We start from the raw sequence: 24,116 nt of genomic DNA on the forward strand, positions 1-24,116 counted from the left end.
AAACGGATCGTTAATGGGACAGGAGGGAGAAGAATGACATGGGAAGAACGATTGTATGACCACCAAATAGATGAGGCCTGGCCCCAAAAACCGTCTGCAAGAGAAACTTGCTGCCCGGAATGCGGGGCGGTGCTTGATTCCGATGAGGACGAGCTGTACGAGAGCCGAGAGGGGGATTATATCTTGGGTTGCAGCCGCTGTGTGCAGGTGCGCCCCGCAGGCGAAAAGGAGTGGGAGGAATGAGTGCAAAACCCAAAACCGGGTTACGGCTTGCGCAAGACATTTTTACCGCAGCGGCACCCGAGGCTGCGAAGCTGCTGACCGAGATGATGCAGAGCGAGGAGGCGAGTGTGGCGCAGCGTATGGCCTGCGCAGAAAGTGTGTTGAGCCGTGCGATGGGGAAAGCGGGAGCAACCGCAGTGCAAGAACCGGAGTCGGTAAAGGTGACCTTTTCACAAGCGGCAAAGGAGTATGCGAAATGAACTATGACTTTGGCAGCCCGAATACGCGGCAGGAAGAGTTTTTTCGGGCGCAGGAGCGGTTTATTGCCTATGGTGGTGCACGCGGCGGCGGAAAATCGTGGGCGGTGCGAAAAAAAGCGGCACTATTGGCTTTGCAGTACCCCGGTATTCGCATGTTGTTGGTGCGGCGCACCCTGCCGGAAGTGAGGGAGAATCATATTCTGCCGCTGATTACAGAACTGAAAGGGCTGGCGGAATACAAGAAAAGCGAAGAGGTGATGTTGTTTACCTGGTGCTGCGGCGCAGTGTTTCTCGCTTTGGCAGCCTGCTGGGGACAAGTGACGTTGAGGTAATTCGCGACCAGCAGGAAACGGTAAAAAAGCTGGGCAGCAAACTGAATGAAAAGCTGATGAAAGGTGGCAGTTATGTAACCTTGCCACGCGGTGTGGATATTGAAACCACCGACCGTGAGCTGAAGATTCTGCGGTTGGATAACCCCGCACAGAAAGCGCTGATTGATGTACTGACGGTACAGGCGGATGTTTCGAGAGATATTCATCTGCTGGAAGAGAACTATCAGTGGGCAAAATCTACGCTTGGCATTAATGACAGCTTTCAGGGAAAGTCGGACTCTACTGCAGTTTCCGGCACTGCGAAACAGTTTGCGGCAGCACAGGCTTCTGGCCGACTGGAAAGTAAGCGCCGCATGAAAAATGCTGCTTACCGTGCGCTGTTTGAGCGGATGTTTCAATGGATGCTGGCTTATGCAGATGAACCGTTTGAAGTGCCCTCGGTAGATGACAAAGGTGTTTTGACCTATAAAACCTTTAACCGATGGGACTTTTTAAAAAGGATGCGGCAGGTGAATGGTACTGGAATGATGCCTTTTTGTTTGACGTAGACACCAGTGGCGGGCTGGCGCAGAACCGCGAAGCGATGTGGCAGAAGCTGGATGAAAAACTTGCAGCCGGAGCGCTGGGCAATCCCGCGGACCCGGCAACACTGGTGCGTTACTGGTCGCTGATGGAGCAGCAGCAGTTCCCAGGCGCAAAGACAATCAAGAAAATGCTTTCGAGCGCAGCGGAGGAGGTGAAGAGCGATGCTTTGCCCTAAATGCGGCACTGAGATGCGTATCGGCAGCACGGTACAGCAGGTCACAGGAGATTCTTCTCCGGAAACGCCGACCGTGGTGAAAACCGTACAGACGTTGGTGTGCAGAAATCCTCAGTGCATGAATTTCGAAAAGGAGGTTGCAAATGCAGAGACCGAAATTTACCGCAGTGACGATCAGAAATAAGACCCATTGCCGCTGTGCGGCTTTAGGAATAGAAAGAAAGGAAGAGAAGGATGGAAGCTGAATGGATTTGTGCCGCGCTTTTTGACTCAAACGCAGGTAAACGAGATTTTGGCACAAGAGAAAGGTGGTGTGTAATGCAGGTAGAAGAGTGGCTGCTGCCAATCAGTAAGGCGCGTTGCGGCAAAAAACTGCGTGGTTTTTGCGGTGTGACCATTCACGAAACCGCTAACACCGCGCCCACGGCCAATGCAAAAAGCCATGCCGTATACATGAACCAAAATGGGGGCAAAGACCGAGAGGTCAGCTACCATTATGTCGTGGATGCGCAGCAGGCGTTTCACCTAGTGCCGGACGACGAAGTTGCCTGGCACGCGGGCGATGGCGCCAGTGGCAAAGGTAATAACGAAACGATTGCTATAGAGATTTGTGTAAATGCGGGCGGGAATTTCCAACAGGCGGTGGACAATGCCGCAGCGCTGGCGGCACAGCTGCTGTATCGGCGCGGCGTGAAATCGGCAGAAGGGCGAATATTTGAACACCATCACTTTTCAAGCTATCAAAAAAACTGCCCCGCCAACCTGCGGGCAGGGGCAGCTGGGGGCATGGCACACCTGCGGGCAAAAGTGCAGCAGGTTTTAACCCAGCTGTGGGGCACCGCCGAAGTTCCGCCGGAAAAAAGCCCCGATTCTCTTTATCGGGTGCAGGTGGGGGCATTTGCGGCAAAAGAAGGAGCAGAGCGTTATGCAGACCAGCTTCGCAAAGCGGGGTATTCCTGTTTTGTTGTGGTGCCAGTGCAAGGTTAGCGGCAACCCGTTTAGCGAAAACGTGGAAAAGAAAAGGCATGAAAGACAGTTTATGTGAAGAGCTACAAGGTATGGCGTGTCTTGCAAAAGTAAATGCACCATACCATGAGGAGAAGAAAGGAAGGGCAATGGATGGAGAGAATGCAGGATGTGATTAAAATGGCATCTGCCGCTGCGGCAGGGCTATGCACCGTGCTGTGGGGCGGCGCGGACGCGTGGCTGATGGCGTTATTGCTGTTTTTACTGCTGTATTATTGCAGCGGTGTGGCGGCAGCCATTGTACGGTGCGAGCTTTCAAGCCGCACGGGATTTCGCGGTTTGCTGAAAAAATTACTGATTTTGCTGATTGCTGCAATTGCAAGCCGCCTTGATGCACTGCTGGGTGCCGGGGGTGCGCTGCGCAGTTTGGTACTGGGCTTTTATATTGCCAACGAGGGCATTAGCCTGCTTGAAAATGCAGCCCGCTGCGGGGTGCCGGTGCCACAGCGGCTGACGAAGGTGTTGGGCCAGATGTGCAGCGAATCGCCCCAGGCTCCGGCCGATGGAGCAAAGGAGGAAAAACATGAAGCATAATAATTTAAGCGGCAAAAAGAGCAACCAGTTTAAAACGGAGTATGGCAACAGCGGCTATGTCAGCGGGGGATGGGTAGACCCTTCCTGGGCGGACCGCGGCAATATCTCGACTGCCACTTTCACGACGCAAGCCAGTGCCAAGAAAACAACCGCCAGCCAGCGTGCGGCAGAAAGGGCAGCGACGCAGGCAGCAGCAGAAAAAGCGCAACGGCAGGCTGCGTTAACCGCACAAATGAACAGCAGTATTGCGCAGCTGGAGCAAGCATACCAAAACCGGCGCACTTATCTTGAAAACAGCTATCAAACCTCGATAGGCGCGGCGGAAGGTAATCATAAAACAACAGTGGCCGGCGTAAATGCAGGCATCGATCGCTCTTTGCAGGAAGCATATATCAGCTATATGAAAAACAAAGAAGCGCTGCCGCAGACGCTTTCCAGCCTGGGCATCCATGGCGGCATGGCGGAATCCACCGCGGCGCGGCTGGCCAACAATTATGGTGCTGTGCGCGGAAGTTTGGAAAGCACGCGTGCCGGGCAGCTTGCAGATGCACTGGCAGCCCTAGAAAAGCAGCGAGAGGCTTTGCTACGCGAGTACCAGGCCGGTTTAACAACAGAGCAAAGCAATCGGGCAAAAGCAGAATCAGACTTGCGGCTGCAATATGCCAAGCTGTTTTAACCAGATGAAAAACGTCCAGAAAGCTCTGGACGTTTTTTGCGTTTGGGTAAAAATCTGCATTTCTTCCGATAATTAAGCGATTCCTCAAATACTATTTGAAAAAGTGAAGAAATTGTGTTAGGATAAGGGCAATATCTGCAATTAAACTTTATCCCCTTTTTCAGGGGTTTATTTTTAAACTTTATCCACTCTTTCAAGCATAGGATGTGAGGGGAATCAAATTGCAGCAGGAGAAAGAAACTTTATTGCCGCAGTTGCCATTGTCGGCAGACCACCTTTTGCAGGATATTTTAGGCTGCGCAGACGGTGGGGTGTGCTGTATCGCCTTTTATGGGCCCGAACAGGCAAAGGCCAGGTTGCTGTATGCCAGTGAAGCGCTGTGCCGGATGTTTGGGAAAACCGAAGAGGAAATTGCGGCCTCGATTGCGGCCCAGCCGGATTGTCTGCCCATCGGTGAGGATGGCGGTATGGCTGTTGCTATGCTGCGCCGTGCCATTCGAGAAAAAAGGCCCCGTCTTGAGATGGAGCTGCGCATTGAAACGGCGCCCGGCAAAATACACTGGGTGCACTGTAAAGGAACACTGCGTGAAACTGCGGATGAATGGATTGTTACAATTTTGCAGCAGGACATTACGCCCTATCGTGAGCTTGCAGGCAAACTGCGCCGACAGGAGGAGCAGTTGATGCTGGCTGTTTCCCGCATTTCGGCTGATGTCTGGGAGTACGATATCCAGAAAAAGATGCTTTCCACCGGCCTTAGCACCGGGGTACATCGCATTTTGTATGATGTGCCGGAATCTCAAATTCAAAATGCGGATATCCACCCCGACGATAAAGAAACCGCGCGGGCCATGTATCGAGAGATGACGAGTGGCGCGAGCCAAGTAGACTACACACTGCGTATGAAAACTACTACCGGCATTTACAGCTGGCGCAAATGCAGCTTTTCGGTGATTTTTGACCAGAGCTACCAGCCCGTGCGTGCGGTTGGCATTATTACAGATATTTCGGACGAGATGGAAACGCGCCGCCGCTACCAGCAAGAGCGGCAATACCGTGCGGCACTTAGCCTGCGCACTGTTACGACTGTGGATATCGACGTAACCGCAGATACCTTTGTACGCCAGTTCGTAGCACCCGGCTCACATGTTGTCGGCACCGAAACCGAGCGGTTTACTGAGTTTGTGGCTGCTTTGTGTGAGCAGTGCGTCCACCCCGAAGATAGAGGGCGAGTGCAGCAGGTGCTGGATTTGGGACACCTGCAAATGGCGCTGCAAAGCGGTGAACGCGAGATAGAGCTGGACTATCGCAGCTATAATCTGAGCACGCAGTCTTATGGATGGATGAAGATGACGATTCATCTTTTTCGTGATCAGGACAATGGACATATATGCGGTGTGCTCTATGTGCGAGATATTGATAAGAAGAAAAAAGAGGAGCTGCTGATCCGCGAGCGTGCAGATCACGACCCTCTTACCGGGCTGCTCAACCGCAGCTCTTTTGCGGCGCTGGTTGAAAACGTGCTGCAAAACCGCAAAGATAAACGCCACGCATTTTTGATGCTGGACATTGATAACTTTAAACAGATTAACGATACATTTGGCCATGCTACCGGGGACGAGCTGCTTGGTACCGTAGCCCAAAAATTGCAGGCGACCTTCCGCGAGCAAGATTTAATCGGCCGTATGGGCGGCGACGAATTTGCTGTTTTTTTGGTTGACATCAATGATAGAGACACCGTAGTGAACCGCGCCCGTCGCCTCGGCGAAGAGCTTGATATTCAGGTGGAAGAGGGCGGATATACCGCACATATTTCATGCAGCATCGGTATTACCTTTGCGCCGGAGCAGGGCGATACGGTTCGTACGCTATATGCAAACGCCGACCAGGCGCAATACCGCGCCAAGCGAAACGGAAAGAATCGCTGCGCGATTTTTGGACAGGAATCCACCTCCGAAGTGGATGGACTGGCGGCAATCGCCACAATGCTGTACGAAAAGGCCATCGAACCGCGTAAGGCGTGGAGCCGATTATTGCATTTGATCGGCACCCGTATGGACGTTGACCGTGTGCTTTTGTACCAGCTGGACACTGCGCGCAGCGACGTGAGTATTCAGCAGCAATGGACCGCCCCGGGCGTGGCGGAATACCGCGAGCCACCGGTTGGCCCGGCACGCCCACAGGCGATAGAATATTGGCATAAATCGTTTGAAAATAACCAGTCGCTTGTCGTGTTCCGTCGAGAAGTCCCCTCTGCCGTGGCAGCTTTTTTAACGCAGGACGGCGCTGAGACGGTGCTTTATTTTCCGCTGCGCCGTGGCAGGCGAGACTATGGTATGCTGGTGCTGACCAATATCGAAAAGCACCGGCTGTGGACCGAGCGGGAGAAAAATTTGCTGCTAGCGGTTGCGCAGGTACTTGGCAGCCAAATGGCAGAGCAGGAACATCAAAAAAGGCGAAATATGGATTCTTCCTGCGCGGTGCGAGATCCGCTGACTCAATTAATCAGTTATGATGCGTTCAAGGTACAGGCGCAAGCGTTGCTCTCGAAAGGCGCAACGGAGGCGTATGTACTGGTTTGCACTGATGTTTGCAACATGAAGCAGTTAAACGAGCATTATGGCTATACCGCAGGCGATAATGTGCTGCTGGCGCTTGCGGCGCTTTATAAGCAGATGCCCGATGCATTGGTAACGCGCACCTTTGGTGACCATTTCTACGCATTGTATCCCACCGAGCAGTCGTTGCCGATGTTACAGCAAAAGCTGGAGGAATGGCAGCAGGAAGTTTGCAAAGAGCTGCAGGCCGAAGTACCTGGCATGCAGGTTAGCCTGCGCTCTGGCATCTATCGCCTGCGTTCTACGGACAAAGATATTTCTTTTGCACTTAGCCGCGCCAATGCGGCACGCAAAGAAAAGACGCAGAGCATGGGATGCCAAATTTACAACGACCAGTTAGAGGCAAAGCTGCGACAGGCGGAAGAGATCGCCCATAAGCTGCCTAAGGCGCTGGCGAAAGGCGAGATTTGCACCTATTTGCAGCCAGTAATAAACCTGCGCACCGGTCGCATTGTTGGCGCAGAAGCCCTGGTTCGCTGGCACAGCGAAGAGGGCCAAGTCTTTTTGCCCGGTCAATTTCTGCCTTTGCTGGAGCGTGCGGGGCTGATTGCTGAGCTGGACTTGCATATGCTGGAACGCGCGACCGATTGGCTGATAGAGCGCAGCCGCGCGGGCAAGCTTCTTTGCCCGATTTCGGTCAACACAAGCGCGAGCACCGCCTTATTACAGACAAAACTAGGCGAATTGGCAAAGCGGCTGCTGCATGCAAAAATTGACCCGAGTACTCTGATTTTAGAGCTGACAGAACATACATTCAGCAATCATCGGGAACGAGTGTATGGCGCAGTAGAGCAACTGCAAAAACACGGCTTTGGAACTGCCATGGATGATTTCGGCACCGGCTGCACGGCAATTTCGCTCCTCGCAGAGCTGCCGGTGGACTGGATTAAGCTGGATCGCTCAATGCTTCTTGCCAGCCAAAAAAGCAAACGTGGTTTGGATTTTCTTTGCCGTATGATAGAATTGCTCAAAAGCATGGAGTACACTGTCGTTTGCGAGGGTGTAGAAACAGCGCAGGAAGCAGAGCTGCTGCGTCACATTGGCTGCGATTTGGCACAAGGGTACTTTTTTGATTCCCCCATGCCAGTGTCGGATTTTGAAGTTTGTTTTGACGCACAGTTTACTAAGACACAATAAAACAAAAAACACCCGCACCGAAAAATATGGTGCGGGTGTTTTTTATAAGCTGCAATTATTTTAACTTAGCGTACTCTACTGCAATGCGGCTTGCAACGCGCGCATTGTTGTATGCCAGCTGAATATTGGTGTTGAGACTGGTGCCGTGGGTATGCTCTGCAATATAAGCAAGCAAAAACGGAGTGATCTCTTTGCCGTGTACACCTTTTGTTTCAGCTGCGGCAAGCGCCTGGTCTACCACAGCGCTCATCTCGCCAAAGTCAAGTGCGTACTCATCGGGTACCGGGTTGCCAACCAGCACACCGCCGGTAAGACCAACATTCCATTTATTTGCCATGATTTTGGCAACTTCAGTTTCGGTTTCGGCACGGTGGTCTACACCAAATCCGCTGGATTTGCAATAGAAAGAGGGGAACTCAGAGGTGCGCATACCAAGTACAGGGACACCCATGGTTTCAAGGTACTCAAGCGTACGGCCGATATCGAGAATCATCTTAGCACCGGCACAAACAACGGTAACGGGAGTGTGCGCAAGCTCCTGCAAATCGGCAGAAATGTCCATCGTAACTTCGCCTTTGCGGTGCACACCGCCGATGCCGCCCGTAGCAAACACAGAAATGCCCGCCATAGCAGCGACAATCATCGTGGTAGCAACGGTGGTGGCAGCTGTCTGCCCAGTGGTCAAAAAGATGGGCAGGTCGCGGCGGCTGGCTTTGGCAACGTTCTCGTTTTTGCACATCAGGTCTAGCTCGTCGGGGGTAAGGCCAACTTTTAATTTACCGCCAATGACGGCGATGGTTGCAGGCACAGCACCCTCTGCACGAATGATATCCTCAATTTCGTGCGCAAAGCTTTTGTTTTCGGGCCAGGGCATGCCATGAGAAAGAATTGTGCTTTCCAGCGCAACCACGGGTTTGCCCGCGGCAATTGCTTTTTGAATTTCAGGGGTGATAGAAAGATAGTCCATCGGATTCATAAGACATACTCCTTTTCATATTGCCGAATGAGCGCAGGGCTCATATCGGGATTGATTGTATCGGGGCTGCTGATTGCCGCAATACCGGCAGCCAGCGCAAAAGACACCGTCTTTTCGATAGAAAAGCCGGAAAGTCGACTGTAAATAAGGCTGGCCATTGTGGCATCTCCCGCGCCGGTGGCGTTGGCGATGCTGGCAACAGGCCGGCTTTTTTTGCTGACACAGCCCAGCGTGCCCTTATAATAAATACCCTCGGCACCGCGGCTGACAAAAAGGTGCTTAGCGCCTTTTGCCAATACCGTGTCACAGGCAGCGGAAAGATCAGCCTCGTCGCGGATACTGCCGCCAGCGAGAATCTCCATTTCCATCAAATTTGGCTTAATTGTGTCGAATTTTCCTACCAAATCAACCATAGTGCGTGCATAACTGGTGGATACAGGGTCAATAAATACAGGTACAGCTGCGTTGCAAACGAGAGCTTCCAGTGCTTCAGGGCAAAGGTCGGTGTCGCAAACGCAAATTTCGCTTTGGTTGATGATGGGCAAACGCTGCAGAATAAATTCTGCCCCGCGCGATTTGATGACACTCATATCGCTCATCGCGACGAGCATGTCACCCTCATCATCCATAATAGAAAGGTAGCAAGAGGAACGTTGCCCTTCGCAGACTTCTACGTGCTGCATATCTATACCGAGCTTTGCGCATCCTGCTAAAATCGCATCGCCAAAGGTATCTGTACCAACGGCACTGCACAGTTTTGTGGCAATGCCCAGCCGGCTGAGGTTGTCCAGAATGTTCCGGGTCACGCCGCCCAATGAGGTGTAAAGGTGGCCGGGGTTAGAATCCCGCATAATGATAGGCGCATTCGAGCGCCCGTGCAGGTCCATATTTGCGCCGCCGACGCCAGTGACATATCGCATAAAAGACTGCTCCTTTCGCTATTGGCAAGGGCAAAAAATGCCGTTTGCCTGAATTGAGTATTTTAGCATCTTTGTAAGAAAAATGCAAGCGGCACCGGGCAGCGAAAAATGAATAAATCACGGCAGTCTCGTCCACAATAGCAGCAAACAGCAATATTCAGCCGCGGTGCGGCGCGAAAGGAACCGAAATATGAAAAATAAGAAAAATTTTTTCAAAGGTAAAGGCTTTTACATGAGCCTGGGCTTGCTCGTCCTTGCAGCCGTCGTGGCGAGCGGGGTTGCAATCAACGGCATGGTAGGCAAACTAGAAACACAGAATCCGTCAGCAGAAAGTGGGGGAACAACATGGCAACAGGGAACACAGGAGGCAAACAAACCGCAGAGCAAAGTGCCCGTGCTGCCCGCGTCGCCCTCTCCGTCACCGAAGGCGTCGTCTTCCTCTTCCTCCTCTACAAAACAGTCCGGCACTGGCGCTGCTACTGGGAATGGAGCCGCCGCGCAAACCTCTACCTTCGTCTTGCCAGTAGCCGGCCAAGTCACCGCGGTTTATAGCGGCGACGAGCTGGTTTACAACGAAACGCTGGGCGATTGGCGCACCCATAACGGTATGGATATTACCGCCAACACCGGTGCAGAGGTAAAAGCTGCAATGGCAGGTACCGTAAGCGCAGTAAAAGAAGACCCGATGTGGGGCACTGTGGTTGAGGTTCAATGTGATGCAGGCACCCTGCGTTACTGCGGCCTTGCTGCCGATGTAAAAGTAAAAGAGGGCACCTTGCTGAAACAGGGCGACCTGCTTGGCACACTTGGGGAGATTCCCGCAGAAACGGCACTGGAGCCGCACCTGCACTTTGAGCTGCTGAAAGACGGCGCTCTGGTAGATCCCGAAACGCTGATGAAATAAGCAACATAAATAAGGACAACAGAAACCAAAAGCCGCACCGAGCCTCTGGAATCTGATAAAAACAGGCGAGCTGCCCGAAAGGACAGCTCGTCTGTTTTTGCGTTTTGCGGCAAAAAACTGGCAAGGCTTATTTCTTTTGTTTCGTAAAATGAATTGGCCCCCAAAAGAAATTTGCGCAGCGGCGGCATTTCACCTATCGAAAAAACTTGGCAAAAGTAAACTTTATCCTAAACTGCTTCATTAAAGAAACATGTGTGACGCAAAAAGCACTGAAAATAGGTGAAACATATTTATAATAAAAAGATTGGCAGAATTTTAACGAGTAAATTTTGTTTTATAAATAAATTGTTAAAAAAACTACTTAATCGAAATCTATTGCAAAACAAAAAAACCTTCGATATACTGGGGCACATAGTAAATAAAACTGACTACCTGTCACAATTTTGACAAACTACCAGGGCACAAAATAATTTTGCAACGAAAAGAGGCGCGAAGATGAATAAACAATCTCCCGAATGCTGCGGGGGCGGCGAAACCAAAGAGCAACAATTGCTAGCCTGGATCCAAGCGCACCGTGAAGAAAAGGGCCTTGCCCTGCCGGCACTGCAAAAAGCGCAGGAGCTTTACGGTTATCTGCCCGTAGAGGCACAGCGTATCGTGGCCCGGGCTTTAGATAAGCCCCTAACCGAAATTTACGGTATTGCTACCTTTTACTCTCAGTTCAGCTTGGTGCCCAAAGGGCGCAACTGCATCAGCGTTTGCCTTGGCACTGCTTGCTATGTCAAAGGCGGCGGACGTATTTATGAGCTGCTTCAACAAAAGCTGGGCATTGCGGGCGGCGGCTGTACCGAAGACGGGCGTTTTAGCTTAGATGCCTGTCGCTGCCTTGGCTGCTGCGGAATGGCACCGGTTATCATGATTAACGACGACGTATATGGCAATCTTACCGGCGATGAGCTGGATGCCATCTTGTCGAAATATGAATAGGGGGACAGTGGCATGAAAAGCGAAAAGACCAAAATCAAAAGCCTGGGCGATTTACAGCGGGTACGTACCCGCACACTGCCCCAGCTGGATCCAGCCGAAGGTGGGCATCCCCGCGTGGTTGTCGGCCTTGCTACCTGCGGTATTGCTGCGGGTGCGCAAGGGGTCTATGATGCACTGCAAACAGAGTTGCAGCAGCAAAAAATGCAGGACGTTTTGCTGCTGCCCACCGGCTGCATCGGCATCTGCCAGTTTGAGCCGGTGGTGGAAGTGTTTATCCCCGGCCAGCCCAAAACTACTTATGTACGCGTAACCCCAGAAAAAGCAGTACGCATCGTCGACCAACACCTAAAAGGTGGCAACCCGGTAGCCGAATTTACCATCGGCGCCCGGCAGTAAGGGGGAGGCGACGGATGTACAGAAGTTATGTAATGGTCTGTTCCGGCCAAACTTGTGGTAATACCCTAAGCGACAGAATCGCAGAAGAATTTGAGGTGCAGATTAAGCTTGCCGGTTTGCGGCAGGAGGTACAGGTGCTGCGCGGCGGCTGTCTTGGTATCTGCGGCTCTGGTCCCAACGTTGCAGTATTTCCAGAAGGCACACTTTACAGCCATGTGAAACTGGAAGATGTAGCCGAGCTGGTGGCGGAACACCTGCTGAAAGGCAAAAAGGTAAACCGCCTGCTGTATGACGAAAATGAAGCGACCAATACCGTGCGCAGTTTGAGTGAAACTGCATTTTACAAAAAACAAATGCGTGTTGCGCTGCGCAACTGCGGTGTAATTAACCCACGCAGTATAGAAGAATACATAGCGCGCGATGGTTACGCCGCGCTTGAAAAAGCACTGACCCGGATGACCCCCGACGAAGTGGTGGAAACTGTGCTGGCCTCCGGATTAAGAGGACGCGGCGGTGCAGGCTTTCCAACCGGTCTAAAATGGAAATTTGCTTCCGGCAATCGGGGCAATGTGCAAAAATACGTTTGCTGCAACGCAGATGAGGGCGACCCGGGCGCATTTATGGACCGCTCGGTGCTGGAGGGCGATCCGCACACTGTTATTGAAGCTATGGCGGTTGCGGCCTATGCCATCGGCGCAGACACCGGTTATGTCTATGTCCGTGCAGAATATCCCGTCGCGGTAAAGCACCTTACGCTTGCCATCGAGCAGGCCAAAAGTGCCGGGCTGCTGGGCAAAAATATTTTCGGCACGGATTTTTCATTTAACCTGCACATAAAGCTGGGCGCGGGAGCTTTTGTCTGCGGCGAAGAAACCGCGCTTATGACCTCTATCGAGGGTAAACGCGGCGAGCCGCATCCGCGCCCACCGTTCCCGGCGGTAAAGGGATTGTTTGAATCTCCCACAATTCTGAATAATGTGGAAACTCTGGCTAACATCTGCCCGATTATTTTGAACGGTGCAGAATGGTTTTCTGCCATGGGCTCAGAGAAAAGCAAGGGCACTAAGGTGTTTGCACTGGGCGGCAAGATAAAAAACACCGGCCTTGTTGAGGTGCCGATGGGCACGACACTGCGCGAAATTGTCGAAGAAATCGGCGGCGGCATCCCTAACGGTAAAGCATTTAAGGCTGCACAGACGGGCGGCCCATCGGGCGGCTGCATCCCGGCTTCGCTGATCGATATCCCCATCGATTATGACAACCTGCTTTCTATCGGCACCATGATGGGCTCGGGTGGATTGATTGTCATGGACGAAGACACCTGCATGGTGGATATAGCGAAATTTTTCCTTGAGTTCACAGTGGAAGAATCCTGCGGAAAATGCACCCCATGCCGTGTCGGCACCAAACGCCTGCTCGAGCTGCTGAACAAAATCACCGACGGACGCGGCACGATGGAAGACCTTGACCGCATTGAAGAGCTGGCGGCTTTTATCAAATCCAATAGCCTTTGTGGCCTGGGGCAAACAGCACCGAACCCAGTGCTTTCCACGTTGCGCTATTTCCGGGATGAATATGTAGAGCATATCGTGCACCGCCATTGCCCGGCCGGTGTTTGCCGTGAATTGCTGCAATACACCATCGACCCGGTGAAGTGCCACGGCTGCACTGCTTGCGCTCGTGCCTGCCCGGCACACGCAATCGTCGGCAGCCCCAAAAACCCGCACACCATCGACACTGCAAAATGCATCAAATGTGGCGGCTGTATTGAAAAATGCCGATTTGACGCCATCAGCCGCCATTGAGAAAGGAAGTGAAGGTAAATGGATCAGTTTGCGCTTGAAACGGTCGATATGATCGGCCTTAAAATCAATAATGTTGCCTGCCGGGCCCCGGCGGGTTCTACCATTCTGGAAGCCGCCCGTGCGGCGGGCATCGCCATTCCGACCCTTTGCTTCTTGAAGGACATCAACGAAATAGGTGCCTGCCGCCTTTGCGTGGTCGAGGTGAAAGGCGCGAAAAATCTCGTGACAGCCTGCGTGTTTCCCATTGCGGAGGGCATGGAGGTGTTTACTAACACCGAAAAGGTACAGGCCGCACGCCGCACCAATCTAAAACTCATTCTTTCCATCCACAATCAAGAATGTCTGGTTTGCAGTCGCAGCGGCAACTGTGAGTTGCAAAAACTCTGCCGCGAATACGGCGTAGATAACCGCATGGCTTTTGAGGGAGAAAAGAACCACTACGAGCTGGATACCAGTACCGTACATATGGTGCGCGACAATTCCAAGTGCATCCTTTGCCGCCGCTGCGTGGCAACCTGCAATATAGTGCAGGGCATTGGTGCCATTGGCGTTTCTGAGCGCGGCTTTTCTACCCATGTGGGTTGCAGCTTTGATGCTTCGCTAGAACAATCTGCCTGCATCAACTGTGGACAGTGCATCGTTTCCTGCCCTACCGGCGCGCTGCATGAAAAGGATGACACCGACAAAGTATGGGCAGCGATTGGCGACCCAACCAAACATGTCATTGTACAGACCGCGCCTTCTGTCCGGGCCACCTTGGGCGAAGCATTTGGTTTGCCGGTTGGCACTAACGTAGAAAAAAAGATGGCAGCAGCGCTGCGCCGACTTGGTTTTGATGGTGTATACGATACCGACTTTGCTGCCGATATGACGATTATGGAAGAAGCCACCGAGTTTTTAGAGCGTGTAAAAACCGGCGGCACGCTGCCTCTGATTACCAGCTGCTGCCCTGGCTGGGTCAAGTTCTGTGAAACTTTCTTCCCAGAGTTTATACCGAATTTGTCCAGCTGCAAAAGCCCGCAGCAGATGTTTGGTGCCTTGGCTAAAACGTATTACGCTGAGCGTACCGGCAAAAAGGCAGAGGAGATTTTCTGCGTTTCGGTAATGCCCTGCACTGCGAAGAAATTTGAAATCGGCCGTCCCGGCGAGTTTGCCGCAGGCCCGGAAATGCCGGATGTTGATGTGGCCCTGACAACGCGTGAACTCACACATATGATTCAGCGTGCTGGTTTGCTGTTCGACAAGCTGCCAGATGAGCCGTTTGACCCTGCGATGGGTGTTGCCTCTGGTGCAGCGCATATTTTTGGTGCTACTGGCGGCGTAATGGAAGCGGCACTTCGCACGGCAGCCGAAACACTGACAGGAAAAGAACTCGCAAATCCGGAATTTTCTGCCGTGCGCGGCACGGCAGGCATCAAAGAGGCGGAATACACCATCGGTGAGCGCAAAGTACGCGTTTGCGTAGCCAGTGGTACTGCCAACGCAGCAAAGGTATTACAGGCTGTTAAGCGCGGTGAAAAAGAATACGATTTCATCGAGATTATGGCTTGCCCGGGCGGCTGCGTCAATGGTGGAGGCCAACCGGTACAGCACGCAGACGTGCGCAATTTTACCGATCTGCAGGCACTGCGTGCCGCTGCGCTTTATAATGAAGACGCGGGCATGAAATTGCGCAAAAGCCATGAAAACCCGCTGGTGCAGCAGGTGTATGCCGAGTTTTTACAGGCACCCGGCAGCCACAAAGCGCATGAAATTTTGCATACCGGATACGAACAGCGTATCAAAGAGTTCTAGAGAATAACAGGCGTGCTTATAAAATGGCAGGCCGCACTCAATTCCCCTGAGGACTTAACTGCCATTCGGCCAGATATTATTTTTTAGATTTCATCTCTCACTCCACATAAAAATGCAGGTAAGCCCTAATGGGCGTGCCTGCATTTTTTGCTTTAGGGCATAATCGTACCGAAGAATATGAAAATCCATTTTTCGCATAGACAATGAGGCTATACCCTTACTATAATGAAGTAAAAAACAAGTGCTGTGCAAAAAGAAACATATAAGAATTTTGCTGCAAAAAAGGAGAGTGAGTGCGATGCCCGGAGCACCAGGTGCATGGAGCCTGCCTTTTCGAATGGAAGCACTGCGATGGAATCTCTATCGCAAATTTAGAGAAGAAAATCAATACCGGCCGCTTACAAGATATGGAAGGTGCCTTGCTCTCGCGGCAGCCCAGCTGTTATGTGGTGTTACAAGCCTGATGTTGCACCGCCGCTGGCTGGTTGGAGCAAATTTGTTCAGCGCATTTGTTTTGGGCGCTACAGTCAGCTATACGGCAGCATTGCTTTGGGTGAATCGGCGCGAGCCTGCAATCATACCGCTAAATGGGCAATTTCGCCCCGGAGATTTTCCGGCGCTGGTTCTCCTCGTCATCGGATGGGCAGTGGGACTGATTAATCTGGTTTAGAACGTTTTAGATGGATAAAAAAAGATGATATTGTAATGTGGCAACCAAAGTTTATAGAATTTGTGGTGATATCTCCATTTTCTTATAGTGCAAAAACTATCTTAGCGGTAATGCTCGGGGGATAAAAATTAGCTGCCTGAATTTTTTATTTTGTACAAATTAGCAACAAAAAACAAATAAGAGTAGGCATGTATTTTAAAAAAAGTAAAAGCACAGCTTTGCAATATTTTTGCGGTAATCACATTTTTCGACACCTCTCCATAGCATAATGCGGAGGTGTAACCATGAGAAATTACGATAATGATTGCTATCACGAAAATTGCCAAAAAAACAGCTGCCTTCCAGTTATCCTTACGGTGATTGTGGCGGTTGTACTGGCTTTGCTGGTGCTGTGTTTTACATGTGTGGGGGCAGGCGGCAACAACAGCACTGCAACCCCGAATTTTGTAGGGTTAGCAGCGAGCCGACAAACTCAAAACCTGAAAAATTCACAGCAGCCGATACCGTTTAACAAAGTTACAGCACAAGACGGAAAAAATGCTTCAGTCGGCGCAATACCGGTTTCTAGTATTACGTTAGCAGCAAACCACATTTATCTAATCAATTATAACATTAATGCTTTTGTTAACGATGGTAAACTTGGTACCTTAACGGGTGGATTGCTCATTGATAACGTGCAGCAAGATCCCAGTATTTCCACCAATACCAGCAACTCTTTGGTAAGCATTGCAGGCAGCATGACCTTAGAAGTAGGAGCGAGCAATGAAACACTTGCTCTTTACACTATTGCAACAGGAGAAATGAATCTGCTGAATGCACAGTTGAGCGTATTACAGGTGAAGTAGCTGGCAATGTAACGTTTCCCCAAGCGAATTTTTTCAACTCAAATAAACACATCCCCAGCAATTTGCCACGGATAAGGCTTGCTGGGGATGTGTTTATTTATATGGAAAGAGGTATTGGCAGGAAAAAAGAAAATAGCCATCTAAGAAAATTCTTAAATGGCTATTAATTGGTGGAGACGGAGGGACTCGAACCCGCGACCTCTCGGATGTGAATTGCCAAACTCATGCCTTCCTGTAAAATGATAAAGCGCAAAAGATTTCGCAAATATCATTTTACAGGAGAGAAAGTAGTCATGCAAGAATCACGTATAACCTTTGAAGAAGTATCGTCACTTTATCTTACAAGAAAAATTAAGCGAAACAAAATCAAACACAATACTGAAAGATATTATAGGAATCATTTGATTCGTTTAAATCAAAGATTTGGCTCAAAACCCATTTCTAATATTACAAACGAGAATATTGAACAATTCTTCGACGACCTTGCTGAAGCCGATAGCTGGGTTTCTACAGGTGCTATATCTAAAAGGTGCTTGAGAACATGTTTGAAAAAGGAAAGGGTAACACAAGCTCAACTGGCAACGCTCTCAGGACTTAGTTTAAGAACAGTGGAGACAGCACTGCAAGGAAATAAAATCAGTCGTAAAAGTGCCTCTAAAATAGCAGACGCGCTTGGGAAATCCTTAGAAAACCTATTTTCGGATATACAAGTGCCGCAAAGATTATCTCAAAAAAGCATATTAGGGCATTTCCAAACCTGTAGTACAATATTCCGGTTTGCATATAGAATGGGATACATAGAAAGCAATCCGATGATTCGAGCGGAAGCTCCTAGCAGTGTTCAAGTAGAAGTGAATTATTATCAACCCATAGTAGAAAAGAATATCCTAAAAGCAACGGAAAAAGAAGATATAAAATGGCGCGTGTACATTCATCTACTTTGCATTACAGGATGTAGAAGAGGTGAAATCGCAGCACTTACTTGGCAAAATATCAATCTTACCCAAGGAGTTGTAAAAATATCTCAAAATTTACTTTATTCACCTCAAAAATATCTATATCTTGAAACGCCGAAAAATAGAAAAGTGCGCTTTCTTAATCTTCCCGAACAAACGATTGCTCTTTTGAAACAATATAAAAGGCAATATCAAAAAAAGCGAGCAAGCTACATGCAACGTAGAAAAACGCTGGCAAAAACAAATCAAATAGAATTTGCCCAAACAATCTCAGGTATGGATTTTCTGTTCTTAAGCGAAAAAACAGGATTACCCATGTACCCAGATTCATTAAATAAATGGCTGAAAAGATTTCAAGAGCGCAACGGGTTACAACATCTTAATCCGCATGCTTTTCGCCATACAATGGCATCAATTTTAATATTTAAAGGGGTGGATATTGTCTCGGTTTCAAAAAGGTTAGGTCATGCTCGACCTACGACTACAGAAAATTTATATGGACAACTTATTGCAGAAGCAGAGGCGATAAACTCATATTGTATTGCAGAAGCATTATTGACTTAAAAAGGGCTGAGACAATTTGTCCCAGCCTTTAATTTAAAAGGAGGATACAGAAATGGTTGCAGCAATTGTGACAAATGAAACATATGTAATTCTTGAAGAGATTAACCGGCGCAAATTGTTTGAGCTGGAAAAGTTATCTGTCAGCAATGCTTTCGCAGCGCAACGGAAAGTTGAGAAGAGCAAACAAACCTATGAGCAAATCATAGTGGAAGTCGATGCAATTCGACATGGCAATGTTGAGGCCGTAATTGATTTAATTGAGAGGCTGAAGACTACCACAACGGCGACTATTATAGTGCTGGCGCAGGATTACGACCGGGAAGGCAGCGTAGTGAAGGACATTGTGAGCATAGGCATAGAGCAAAACAATGTGATTACCAGCTCCGGCCTTTGGCTGAAAAAAGAGGTGCAGCGCCTCTTACAGCCGAAAGGCCTAGAGGCTGGGACCATTGGTCCCAGCCCGGCCTCGGCTTGTGAAACATACCAAGCACCGGCAACAATTCAAGAGATTGTCCCTGCGGCTACACCGATAGAAGAGCAGCACCCCCAGGCACCGGCACAAGTGAACAGAGCAGCAGCAAAAAAAGGCTTGCTGCCTAAGCCACCGATTGCCCAACCAGCAGCGAAGGCAATTACGATTGCATTTGCTGGAGCAGGTAATCGGATAGGAACCACAACACAGGCTATGCAGATGTTTTTATTTCTTGTTGCTGCGGGCTATAAGGCGGCGCTGATTGAAATGTCTGATACATCAGTGTTGTCAGCGTATTCATCTAATCCAGAGTTTTGCTCGGAACACTATAAGGTGAAAGGGCTTGATTTGTTCCGTACTCGAAACAGCTTGCTTCATGCAAAAAACGAATTTCAATACCTGATATTGGATTATGGCTCTTTCACCGAGATTTCCGATGCAACGTCATTCTTAGAGAAAGACTACAAAATTATTTGTACCGGCGTGAAGCCGCAAGAGAGCGCCGAGCTGGAGCCGGTTTTTGCGGCTGACGATGGCAGCCTTATGTATTGTTTCAGTTTTGTGCCAGATGTGGATAAAGCGGAAATTGAAGAGTTGCTGAAAGACAGAAAAATCTATTTTGCTGGTGTGGCATTTGACTACTGGACATATTGCGGAGAAGATGATACTTACCGCACGTTGCTGGATTTAAACTCCAATACTGAAAACAACAGAGCACTTCGTTTATTTAAAAAGAATGTTAAATGAAACCGTGCAAAGGCAAGAATTCCTACCGTGCTGTTATAAAGGTGAATGTGAAAACAATCTACACCTTATTGAAGTTGAATATGGTATATGCTATGCTGTACGCAAATACCCTTGGTAACCAAGAATAAACAGCTAAAATGCAAGCCAATAACAAAGAGAGGTGTACTAGAATGTATGACCAAGTAGATTGGAGAGTTTATTTAGCAAGTGTAGTATCACTAAGCTGTAGTTCAGGATTTGTTGCTTTAAACACATTTGGCAAATTCTCTGGATTTGAAAGTAGGGTTGGAAGCATAGGTGTTATCGTTTTTTTGTTGCTAGCTATTTTGCTTTTATTAATTCTACGCATCAAAAACAAAGAATTTTTCAAGTATGTTATGACCAGAAAAGCAAGAAATACCGGGAAAGAGGAATTTGGAACTCTTCCAAAATGGCCGGAGCGTCTCCTATGGGTATGTGTTGTAGTGGCGCTTGTCGCATTCATTATAAGCGCGATAATATAAAACTCACCAAAAATAAAATGATATTTTAAAAGAGAGCTGGGACCAATGGTCCCAGCTTTTGTTTTTACAAAATGAAAAAGAATCGGAGGACAAAAACATGAAAATCATTTCTATCGCAAATCAGAAAGGCGGCGTCGCCAAAACCACTACCACAATGAACCTGGCCGCAGGATTGGTGCGAAAAGGCAAATCGGTTCTTTGCGTCGACTTCGACCCGCAAAGCAACCTGTCGGATTACCTCGGATATAAAGCACAGGACAATCTACCCACCATTAGTGAGCTGATGATGGCAACCGCAACAATGCAGCGCACAGACGTGGGGCAATCCATTCGGCACAACGTTGAGGGTGTTGATTACATTCCCAGCAGCATTTTGCTTTCCAGTGCAGACGTTTTTCTTTCGCAGGTCATGTGCCGTGAGCAGGTTTTGAAGCGTATCCTTTCCGCGCCGGAAGTGCAGTTATATGACTATGTTCTCATTGATTGCTTGCCGTCGCTGGGGATTTTACTTACCAATGCGCTGACTGCCTCCGATGCCGTGCTGATTCCTGTGCAAGCTCAAAAATTCAGCCTGGACGGTTTAGCACAGCTTGCACAGGTCATTGAAATGGTGAAAACGCAAATCAATCCGCAACTCGCTATTTGCGGCGTATTGCTCACAATGGCAGACAACACCAATATGAGCCGAGCAGTAGAAGAGGCGCTGCATGGAATGTTCGAGGACAATGTTTTTGCCACAAAGATTCGCCGGTCGGTAGAGGCTGCCAATAGCACCTATGAACACCGCAGCCTGGTATCTCGCCCGAAAAGCAAGCTCGGTAGCGAATACATGGCAGTGGTGGAAGAGCTGCTGGAAAGAGGGGTTTAAGCAATGGCAGGAAAAATGAACTTGATGCCATCATCGGCAAATGCTACCGCAGGGGAAACCATGACTGCCATGAAAGCGATGCTGGGACAATTTGTCCCCACCGGCAACCCGGACGGAAAGCAAATAGTTACGCTGCGTATTGATTTGCTGGACGCATACCCGAAGCAAAATATCTTTGGTATGCGAGAACTGGAAGAACTGTCCGAGAATATTCGAGAGGTTGGAGTTACTGACCCTATCCACGTTCGAGCCAAAGGAATGCGGTATGAAATTCTTTCCGGCCACCGGCGCAGTGCGGCGGCGAAGCTGGCAGGGTTAGAAGAAATACCGGCGATTGTGGAAAATGTAGATGATGCCGATGCGGATTTAATCTTTTGCGATAACCTCTACCACCGCAAGACATTGCTGCCCAGCGAACGCGGTGCGGCGTACAAGGTGCAGGTAGAGGCTTTGCAACGAAAGGCTGGGACCAATGGTCCCAGCGTGTCGGCAGTGGCAGCGCAGATGGGAACGAACCGCAAAGAAATTTATCGGTACATCAAACTAACCGAGCTGGTGCCGGAGTTGCTCGACATGGTAGACGAAGACCAGATGCCAATGCGTGCAGGTGTAGCGATTGCGTCGTTACCGTATGAAGAACAATATTCACTTTTAGAGGTTATGGACGAAATCTCAACTGCGAAAATCGATTTGAACAGGGCTTCTGCTTTGGTGAGCAAATACAAAGAGCAAGGCTTGACCGAAGAAACGATCCGTGAAATCCTTGTACCGACAAAGGCAAAAAAGAAAAAAGAAGAGTTTTTGAAAGTGCCGATGGAAAAAGTACAGCACTTTTTTTCAGAGGCAGAAACGCCAGCGCAAATGATTGAAACCGTGGTAAATGCTCTGGACTTTTATAATAGGGATTTGGAAAGATAGGTTGGGACCATTGGTCCCAGCCTTTGTGCTTTTGAAAATAGCAATAAAAAACCGGCCGTTTAATCGGTCGGTTTTTTGCCAGTAAGCCAGTAGGCGTACAATTTTGTTGCATATTTTAAATCCTGCAAGACGCCGTGCTTGTCGCGTTCTTTTAAACGTCCGTGATTTTGCTCGTTTCCAAGCCAAATAAAATAAGGAGCCGCATAAATTAGGGCCGGAACAAACACGATTGTTGCAAGGCCAACGCCTAAAATGATAATGAATGCAAGCATGTTAAGTATGCCTAAAAAGAAACCCATAGCAATTCCTCCGTAAGTTCAGTGTAGCATTACAAATTAATCGGTCGGTTTTTTGCCAGTAAGCCAACAGGCGTACAGTTTTGTTGCATATTTTAAATGTTTCACAAGAGAATGTTTTTCGCGGCCTTTTAAACGGCCTCGGCTTTGCTGATTGGCTAGCCAAAAATAATACGGAATTACATAAAGCAAAATAGGAACAAACACGATTGTTGCAAGGCCAACCCCTAAGATGATAATGAATGCAAGCATATTAAGTATACCTAAAAAGAAACCCATGGTAATCCCTCCGTAGGCTCAGTATAGCATTACAAAAAAAGAAAATCCACTGCGGCGGTTTTTGCCGTGCTATTTCATTTGGAGAATAACATGAATTTCAAAATTTTAGAATTTCAGCGCCTCAATACCAAAGGTACCTGCAAAGCTCTGGCAACTGTCCAGTTTGAAGGGGGCCTATTGGTCGAGGGCATTAAGCTGCTTAAACTGCCGTCCGGGTATCGGCTGTCAATGCCGACCCGAAAAGCGGCAGATTGCTACCATGAGATTGTAAAGATTACTGCGCCAGAAGTAAGCAAGTCTTTACGGCGCACGTTGATTGAAGAATATGAAGAGAAAGGAGAACATCATGCGGCAAGAGCTATATGAGGTCTTTCAAAAAGCACAGGAGCATATCAGCAAAAATTATGCAGCCGTGTTGGAACAGAACGATGCAGCACTGATAAAAAGTTATTTGGAGAATTTTTTAGAGGTCAATCAAATTGCAGTGCCAGATATGGAGCAGAGTGAAGTGCTTGACCGGCTCGTGAACGAAATGACCCGGTACTCGTTTTTAACAGCATACCTTGATGACCCAGAGGTCGAGGAAATCAATATCAACGCATGGGACGATGTGAAAGTCAAATATGCCGACGGAAATATCAAATGTGCAGAAGAACACTTTCATACGCCAGCCCACGCCCAAGCTGTTACAAAGCGAGTGTTGAGCGAAAGCAATATGATATGGGATAACGCTAAATGTATCCAGGTTGGACACCTGCCGGGCAATATCCGCATTACGGCCACCGGCTACGATGTGCTGGACAAAGAAACTGCCGTGGCCGTTTCGATTCGTAAAGTCAATGCAAAAAATCTGCAAAAGCAAGACTTTATTGCAAACGGTACCGGCACAGAAGAAATGCTCGATACTCTGGTGCAGCTTCATAGCCACGGTGTTTCGATGTGTATTGCCGGTGCTACGGATTCGGGGAAATCAACACTGATGGGGTGGGTTATTAAGCAACTGCCCGACAACAAACGAATACTCACCATTGAAGAAGGCACGCGGGACTTCTTCTGCGTGAAACGTGACCCCGCCACTGGCAAGGTGCTAAACAATGTAGTACACTTCTCTGCGCGTCGTTCTAGCGACAAGGAGCAGGACATTACGCAAGCCAAGCTGGTTGAAACCTTTATGACAATGAACCCCGATTATATTTCGGTTGGCGAGAGCAAAGGCGAAGAAGCAATGCAAGCGGTAAACGCAGCAAATACAGGCCACGCGGTTTTGACTACGCTGCATACACAGTCGCCAGAGCTTGTTTATCTTCGGCTTGTGTCCCTGTGCAAAATGCGGTATCCCAATATGGACGACGGTTTTTTATTGCGCCAAGTGCAGCAAGCATTTCCAATTGTGGCGTATATGGATTGCACAGAAGACCACCGGCGCAGGATTCTGGAAATCACCGAAGCGGTTCGGCAGCCAGACGGCAGCGCGAAACTCACTACGCTGTTTGAGTTTGAGATTTTGAAAAACGTCAAAGAAGGCGGCCAGACAAAAGTGTATGGTGACTTTAAAAAAGTAAATCCACCGAGCGAATCTTTGCGTAAGCTCGTCCTACGCAAAGGCATGGAACAGCACTGGATAGACACGATTTTTGGAAAGGAAGGATAA

The 24,116-nt window shown here is 49.2% G+C and carries 28 protein-coding genes; 24 read left to right on the plus strand and 4 right to left on the minus strand.

The genetic code is table 11. The features are described from left to right. Positions 1-33 precede the first annotated feature (33 nt). The 10 genes from C1A11_RS12455 to C1A11_RS12500 all read left to right on the plus strand — a co-directional run bounded on the left by C1A11_RS12455 (position 34) and on the right by C1A11_RS12500 (position 7,565). Positions 34-243: a hypothetical protein gene (locus C1A11_RS12455; protein WP_102050766.1), complete on the plus strand. Its 210-nt coding sequence runs from the start codon at positions 34-36 to the stop codon at positions 241-243. Further along, a complete protein-coding gene (locus C1A11_RS12460; protein ID WP_102050767.1) occupies positions 240-482 on the plus strand; it encodes a hypothetical protein in 243 nt (80 codons plus the stop codon). Before C1A11_RS12455 ends, C1A11_RS12460 begins: the two co-directional genes overlap by 4 nt. Further along, positions 479-814 carry a hypothetical protein gene (locus tag C1A11_RS12465; protein ID WP_102050768.1) on the plus strand — a complete coding sequence of 112 codons (336 nt, stop codon included), beginning with the start codon at positions 479-481 and terminating at the stop codon, positions 812-814. The genes C1A11_RS12460 and C1A11_RS12465 overlap by 4 nt, the downstream gene beginning before the upstream one ends. Then, entirely contained in the window at positions 754-1,362 is a 609-nt protein-coding gene (locus C1A11_RS12470) for a hypothetical protein (protein WP_102050769.1), read from the plus strand. The genes C1A11_RS12465 and C1A11_RS12470 overlap by 61 nt, the downstream gene beginning before the upstream one ends. Next, entirely contained in the window at positions 1,350-1,574 is a 225-nt protein-coding gene (locus C1A11_RS12475) for a hypothetical protein (protein WP_102050770.1), read from the plus strand. Before C1A11_RS12470 ends, C1A11_RS12475 begins: the two co-directional genes overlap by 13 nt. Further along, positions 1,561-1,758 carry a hypothetical protein gene (locus C1A11_RS12480; RefSeq protein ID WP_102050771.1) on the plus strand — a complete coding sequence of 66 codons (198 nt, stop codon included), beginning with the start codon at positions 1,561-1,563 and terminating at the stop codon, positions 1,756-1,758. Before C1A11_RS12475 ends, C1A11_RS12480 begins: the two co-directional genes overlap by 14 nt. Positions 1,759-1,808: 50 nt before the next feature. Next, on the plus strand, positions 1,809-2,561 hold the full coding sequence (locus C1A11_RS12485; RefSeq protein ID WP_102050772.1) for an N-acetylmuramoyl-L-alanine amidase: 753 nt from the start codon (positions 1,809-1,811) through the stop codon (positions 2,559-2,561). 132 nt (positions 2,562-2,693) lie between these two features. Further along, positions 2,694-3,134 (plus strand): phage holin family protein, encoded by a 441-nt coding sequence (locus C1A11_RS12490; protein ID WP_180950354.1) that lies wholly within the window; start codon positions 2,694-2,696, stop codon positions 3,132-3,134. After that, on the plus strand, positions 3,124-3,810 hold the full coding sequence (locus C1A11_RS12495) for a hypothetical protein (RefSeq protein ID WP_102050774.1): 687 nt from the start codon (positions 3,124-3,126) through the stop codon (positions 3,808-3,810). The genes C1A11_RS12490 and C1A11_RS12495 overlap by 11 nt, the downstream gene beginning before the upstream one ends. Before the next feature lie 221 nt (positions 3,811-4,031). After that, entirely contained in the window at positions 4,032-7,565 is a 3,534-nt protein-coding gene (locus C1A11_RS12500; protein WP_102050775.1) for a diguanylate cyclase domain-containing protein, read from the plus strand. 55 nt (positions 7,566-7,620) lie between these two features. On the opposite strand, the gene C1A11_RS12505 is transcribed toward C1A11_RS12500, so the two are convergent. Continuing rightward, positions 7,621-8,541, minus strand: a complete 921-nt coding sequence (locus C1A11_RS12505) for a pseudouridine-5'-phosphate glycosidase (RefSeq protein WP_102050776.1) — start codon at positions 8,539-8,541, stop codon at positions 7,621-7,623. Then, a complete protein-coding gene (locus C1A11_RS12510; protein ID WP_102050777.1) occupies positions 8,538-9,461 on the minus strand; it encodes a carbohydrate kinase family protein in 924 nt (307 codons plus the stop codon). Before C1A11_RS12510 ends, C1A11_RS12505 begins: the two co-directional genes overlap by 4 nt. 190 nt (positions 9,462-9,651) lie before the next feature. Here C1A11_RS12510 and C1A11_RS12515 point away from each other — a divergent pair, with 190 nt between their 5' ends. The 12 genes from C1A11_RS12515 to C1A11_RS12570 all read left to right on the plus strand — a co-directional run bounded on the left by C1A11_RS12515 (position 9,652) and on the right by C1A11_RS12570 (position 21,890). Further along, the gene (locus C1A11_RS12515; RefSeq protein ID WP_102050778.1) at positions 9,652-10,365 is read left to right on the plus strand and encodes a M23 family metallopeptidase; all 714 of its coding nucleotides are present in this window, start codon (positions 9,652-9,654) and stop codon (positions 10,363-10,365) included. 495 nt (positions 10,366-10,860) lie between these two features. Continuing rightward, on the plus strand, positions 10,861-11,352 hold the full coding sequence (locus C1A11_RS12520) for an NADH-quinone oxidoreductase subunit NuoE family protein (RefSeq protein ID WP_102050779.1): 492 nt from the start codon (positions 10,861-10,863) through the stop codon (positions 11,350-11,352). A gap of 12 nt (positions 11,353-11,364) precedes the next feature. Next, positions 11,365-11,748, plus strand: coding sequence for a (2Fe-2S) ferredoxin domain-containing protein (locus C1A11_RS12525; RefSeq protein ID WP_242965939.1), 384 nt, complete (start codon positions 11,365-11,367; stop codon positions 11,746-11,748). A gap of 14 nt (positions 11,749-11,762) precedes the next feature. Continuing rightward, complete coding sequence (locus C1A11_RS12530) at positions 11,763-13,553, plus strand: NADH-quinone oxidoreductase subunit NuoF (RefSeq protein WP_102050780.1); 1,791 nt, start codon at positions 11,763-11,765, stop codon at positions 13,551-13,553. Positions 13,554-13,601: 48 nt separating this feature from the next. After that, the gene (locus C1A11_RS12535) at positions 13,602-15,347 is read left to right on the plus strand and encodes an NADH-dependent [FeFe] hydrogenase, group A6 (RefSeq protein ID WP_341458157.1); all 1,746 of its coding nucleotides are present in this window, start codon (positions 13,602-13,604) and stop codon (positions 15,345-15,347) included. Positions 15,348-15,645: 298 nt separating this feature from the next. After that, positions 15,646-16,017 carry a hypothetical protein gene (locus C1A11_RS12540; RefSeq protein ID WP_102050782.1) on the plus strand — a complete coding sequence of 124 codons (372 nt, stop codon included), beginning with the start codon at positions 15,646-15,648 and terminating at the stop codon, positions 16,015-16,017. 284 nt (positions 16,018-16,301) lie between these two features. Beyond that, positions 16,302-16,862 (plus strand): hypothetical protein, encoded by a 561-nt coding sequence (locus C1A11_RS12545; RefSeq protein ID WP_102050783.1) that lies wholly within the window; start codon positions 16,302-16,304, stop codon positions 16,860-16,862. Between the two features lie 293 nt (positions 16,863-17,155). Continuing rightward, positions 17,156-18,382, plus strand: a complete 1,227-nt coding sequence (locus C1A11_RS12550; protein WP_180950355.1) for a tyrosine-type recombinase/integrase — start codon at positions 17,156-17,158, stop codon at positions 18,380-18,382. A 52-nt stretch (positions 18,383-18,434) separates the two neighbouring features. Continuing rightward, a complete protein-coding gene (locus C1A11_RS12555; protein WP_102050785.1) occupies positions 18,435-19,601 on the plus strand; it encodes a hypothetical protein in 1,167 nt (388 codons plus the stop codon). A 170-nt stretch (positions 19,602-19,771) separates the two neighbouring features. Further along, positions 19,772-20,104: a hypothetical protein gene (locus tag C1A11_RS12560; protein ID WP_102050786.1), complete on the plus strand. Its 333-nt coding sequence runs from the start codon at positions 19,772-19,774 to the stop codon at positions 20,102-20,104. A gap of 97 nt (positions 20,105-20,201) precedes the next feature. Further along, on the plus strand, positions 20,202-20,972 hold the full coding sequence (locus C1A11_RS12565) for a ParA family protein (RefSeq protein WP_102050787.1): 771 nt from the start codon (positions 20,202-20,204) through the stop codon (positions 20,970-20,972). Positions 20,973-20,975: 3 nt separating this feature from the next. Further along, a complete protein-coding gene (locus C1A11_RS12570) occupies positions 20,976-21,890 on the plus strand; it encodes a ParB/RepB/Spo0J family partition protein (RefSeq protein WP_102050788.1) in 915 nt (304 codons plus the stop codon). Positions 21,891-21,949: 59 nt separating this feature from the next. Here the strand turns inward: C1A11_RS12570 and C1A11_RS12575 are convergent, their stop codons facing one another. Together C1A11_RS12575 and C1A11_RS12580 are read right to left on the minus strand one after the other, a co-directional pair. Continuing rightward, the gene (locus tag C1A11_RS12575) at positions 21,950-22,189 is read right to left on the minus strand and encodes a hypothetical protein (protein ID WP_102050789.1); all 240 of its coding nucleotides are present in this window, start codon (positions 22,187-22,189) and stop codon (positions 21,950-21,952) included. A 36-nt stretch (positions 22,190-22,225) separates the two neighbouring features. Then, positions 22,226-22,465, minus strand: coding sequence for a hypothetical protein (locus C1A11_RS12580; RefSeq protein ID WP_102050790.1), 240 nt, complete (start codon positions 22,463-22,465; stop codon positions 22,226-22,228). A 90-nt stretch (positions 22,466-22,555) separates the two neighbouring features. Here C1A11_RS12580 and C1A11_RS12585 point away from each other — a divergent pair, with 90 nt between their 5' ends. Together C1A11_RS12585 and C1A11_RS12590 are read left to right on the plus strand one after the other, a co-directional pair. Beyond that, positions 22,556-22,831 (plus strand): septation protein SpoVG family protein, encoded by a 276-nt coding sequence (locus C1A11_RS12585; protein ID WP_102050791.1) that lies wholly within the window; start codon positions 22,556-22,558, stop codon positions 22,829-22,831. Beyond that, positions 22,812-24,116, plus strand: coding sequence for a CpaF/VirB11 family protein (locus tag C1A11_RS12590; protein WP_180950356.1), 1,305 nt, complete (start codon positions 22,812-22,814; stop codon positions 24,114-24,116). The genes C1A11_RS12585 and C1A11_RS12590 overlap by 20 nt, the downstream gene beginning before the upstream one ends.

It is taken from the genome of Pygmaiobacter massiliensis, from assembly GCF_900199435.1.
Classification (GTDB): Bacteria; Bacillota; Clostridia; order Oscillospirales; family Ruminococcaceae; genus Pygmaiobacter; species Pygmaiobacter massiliensis.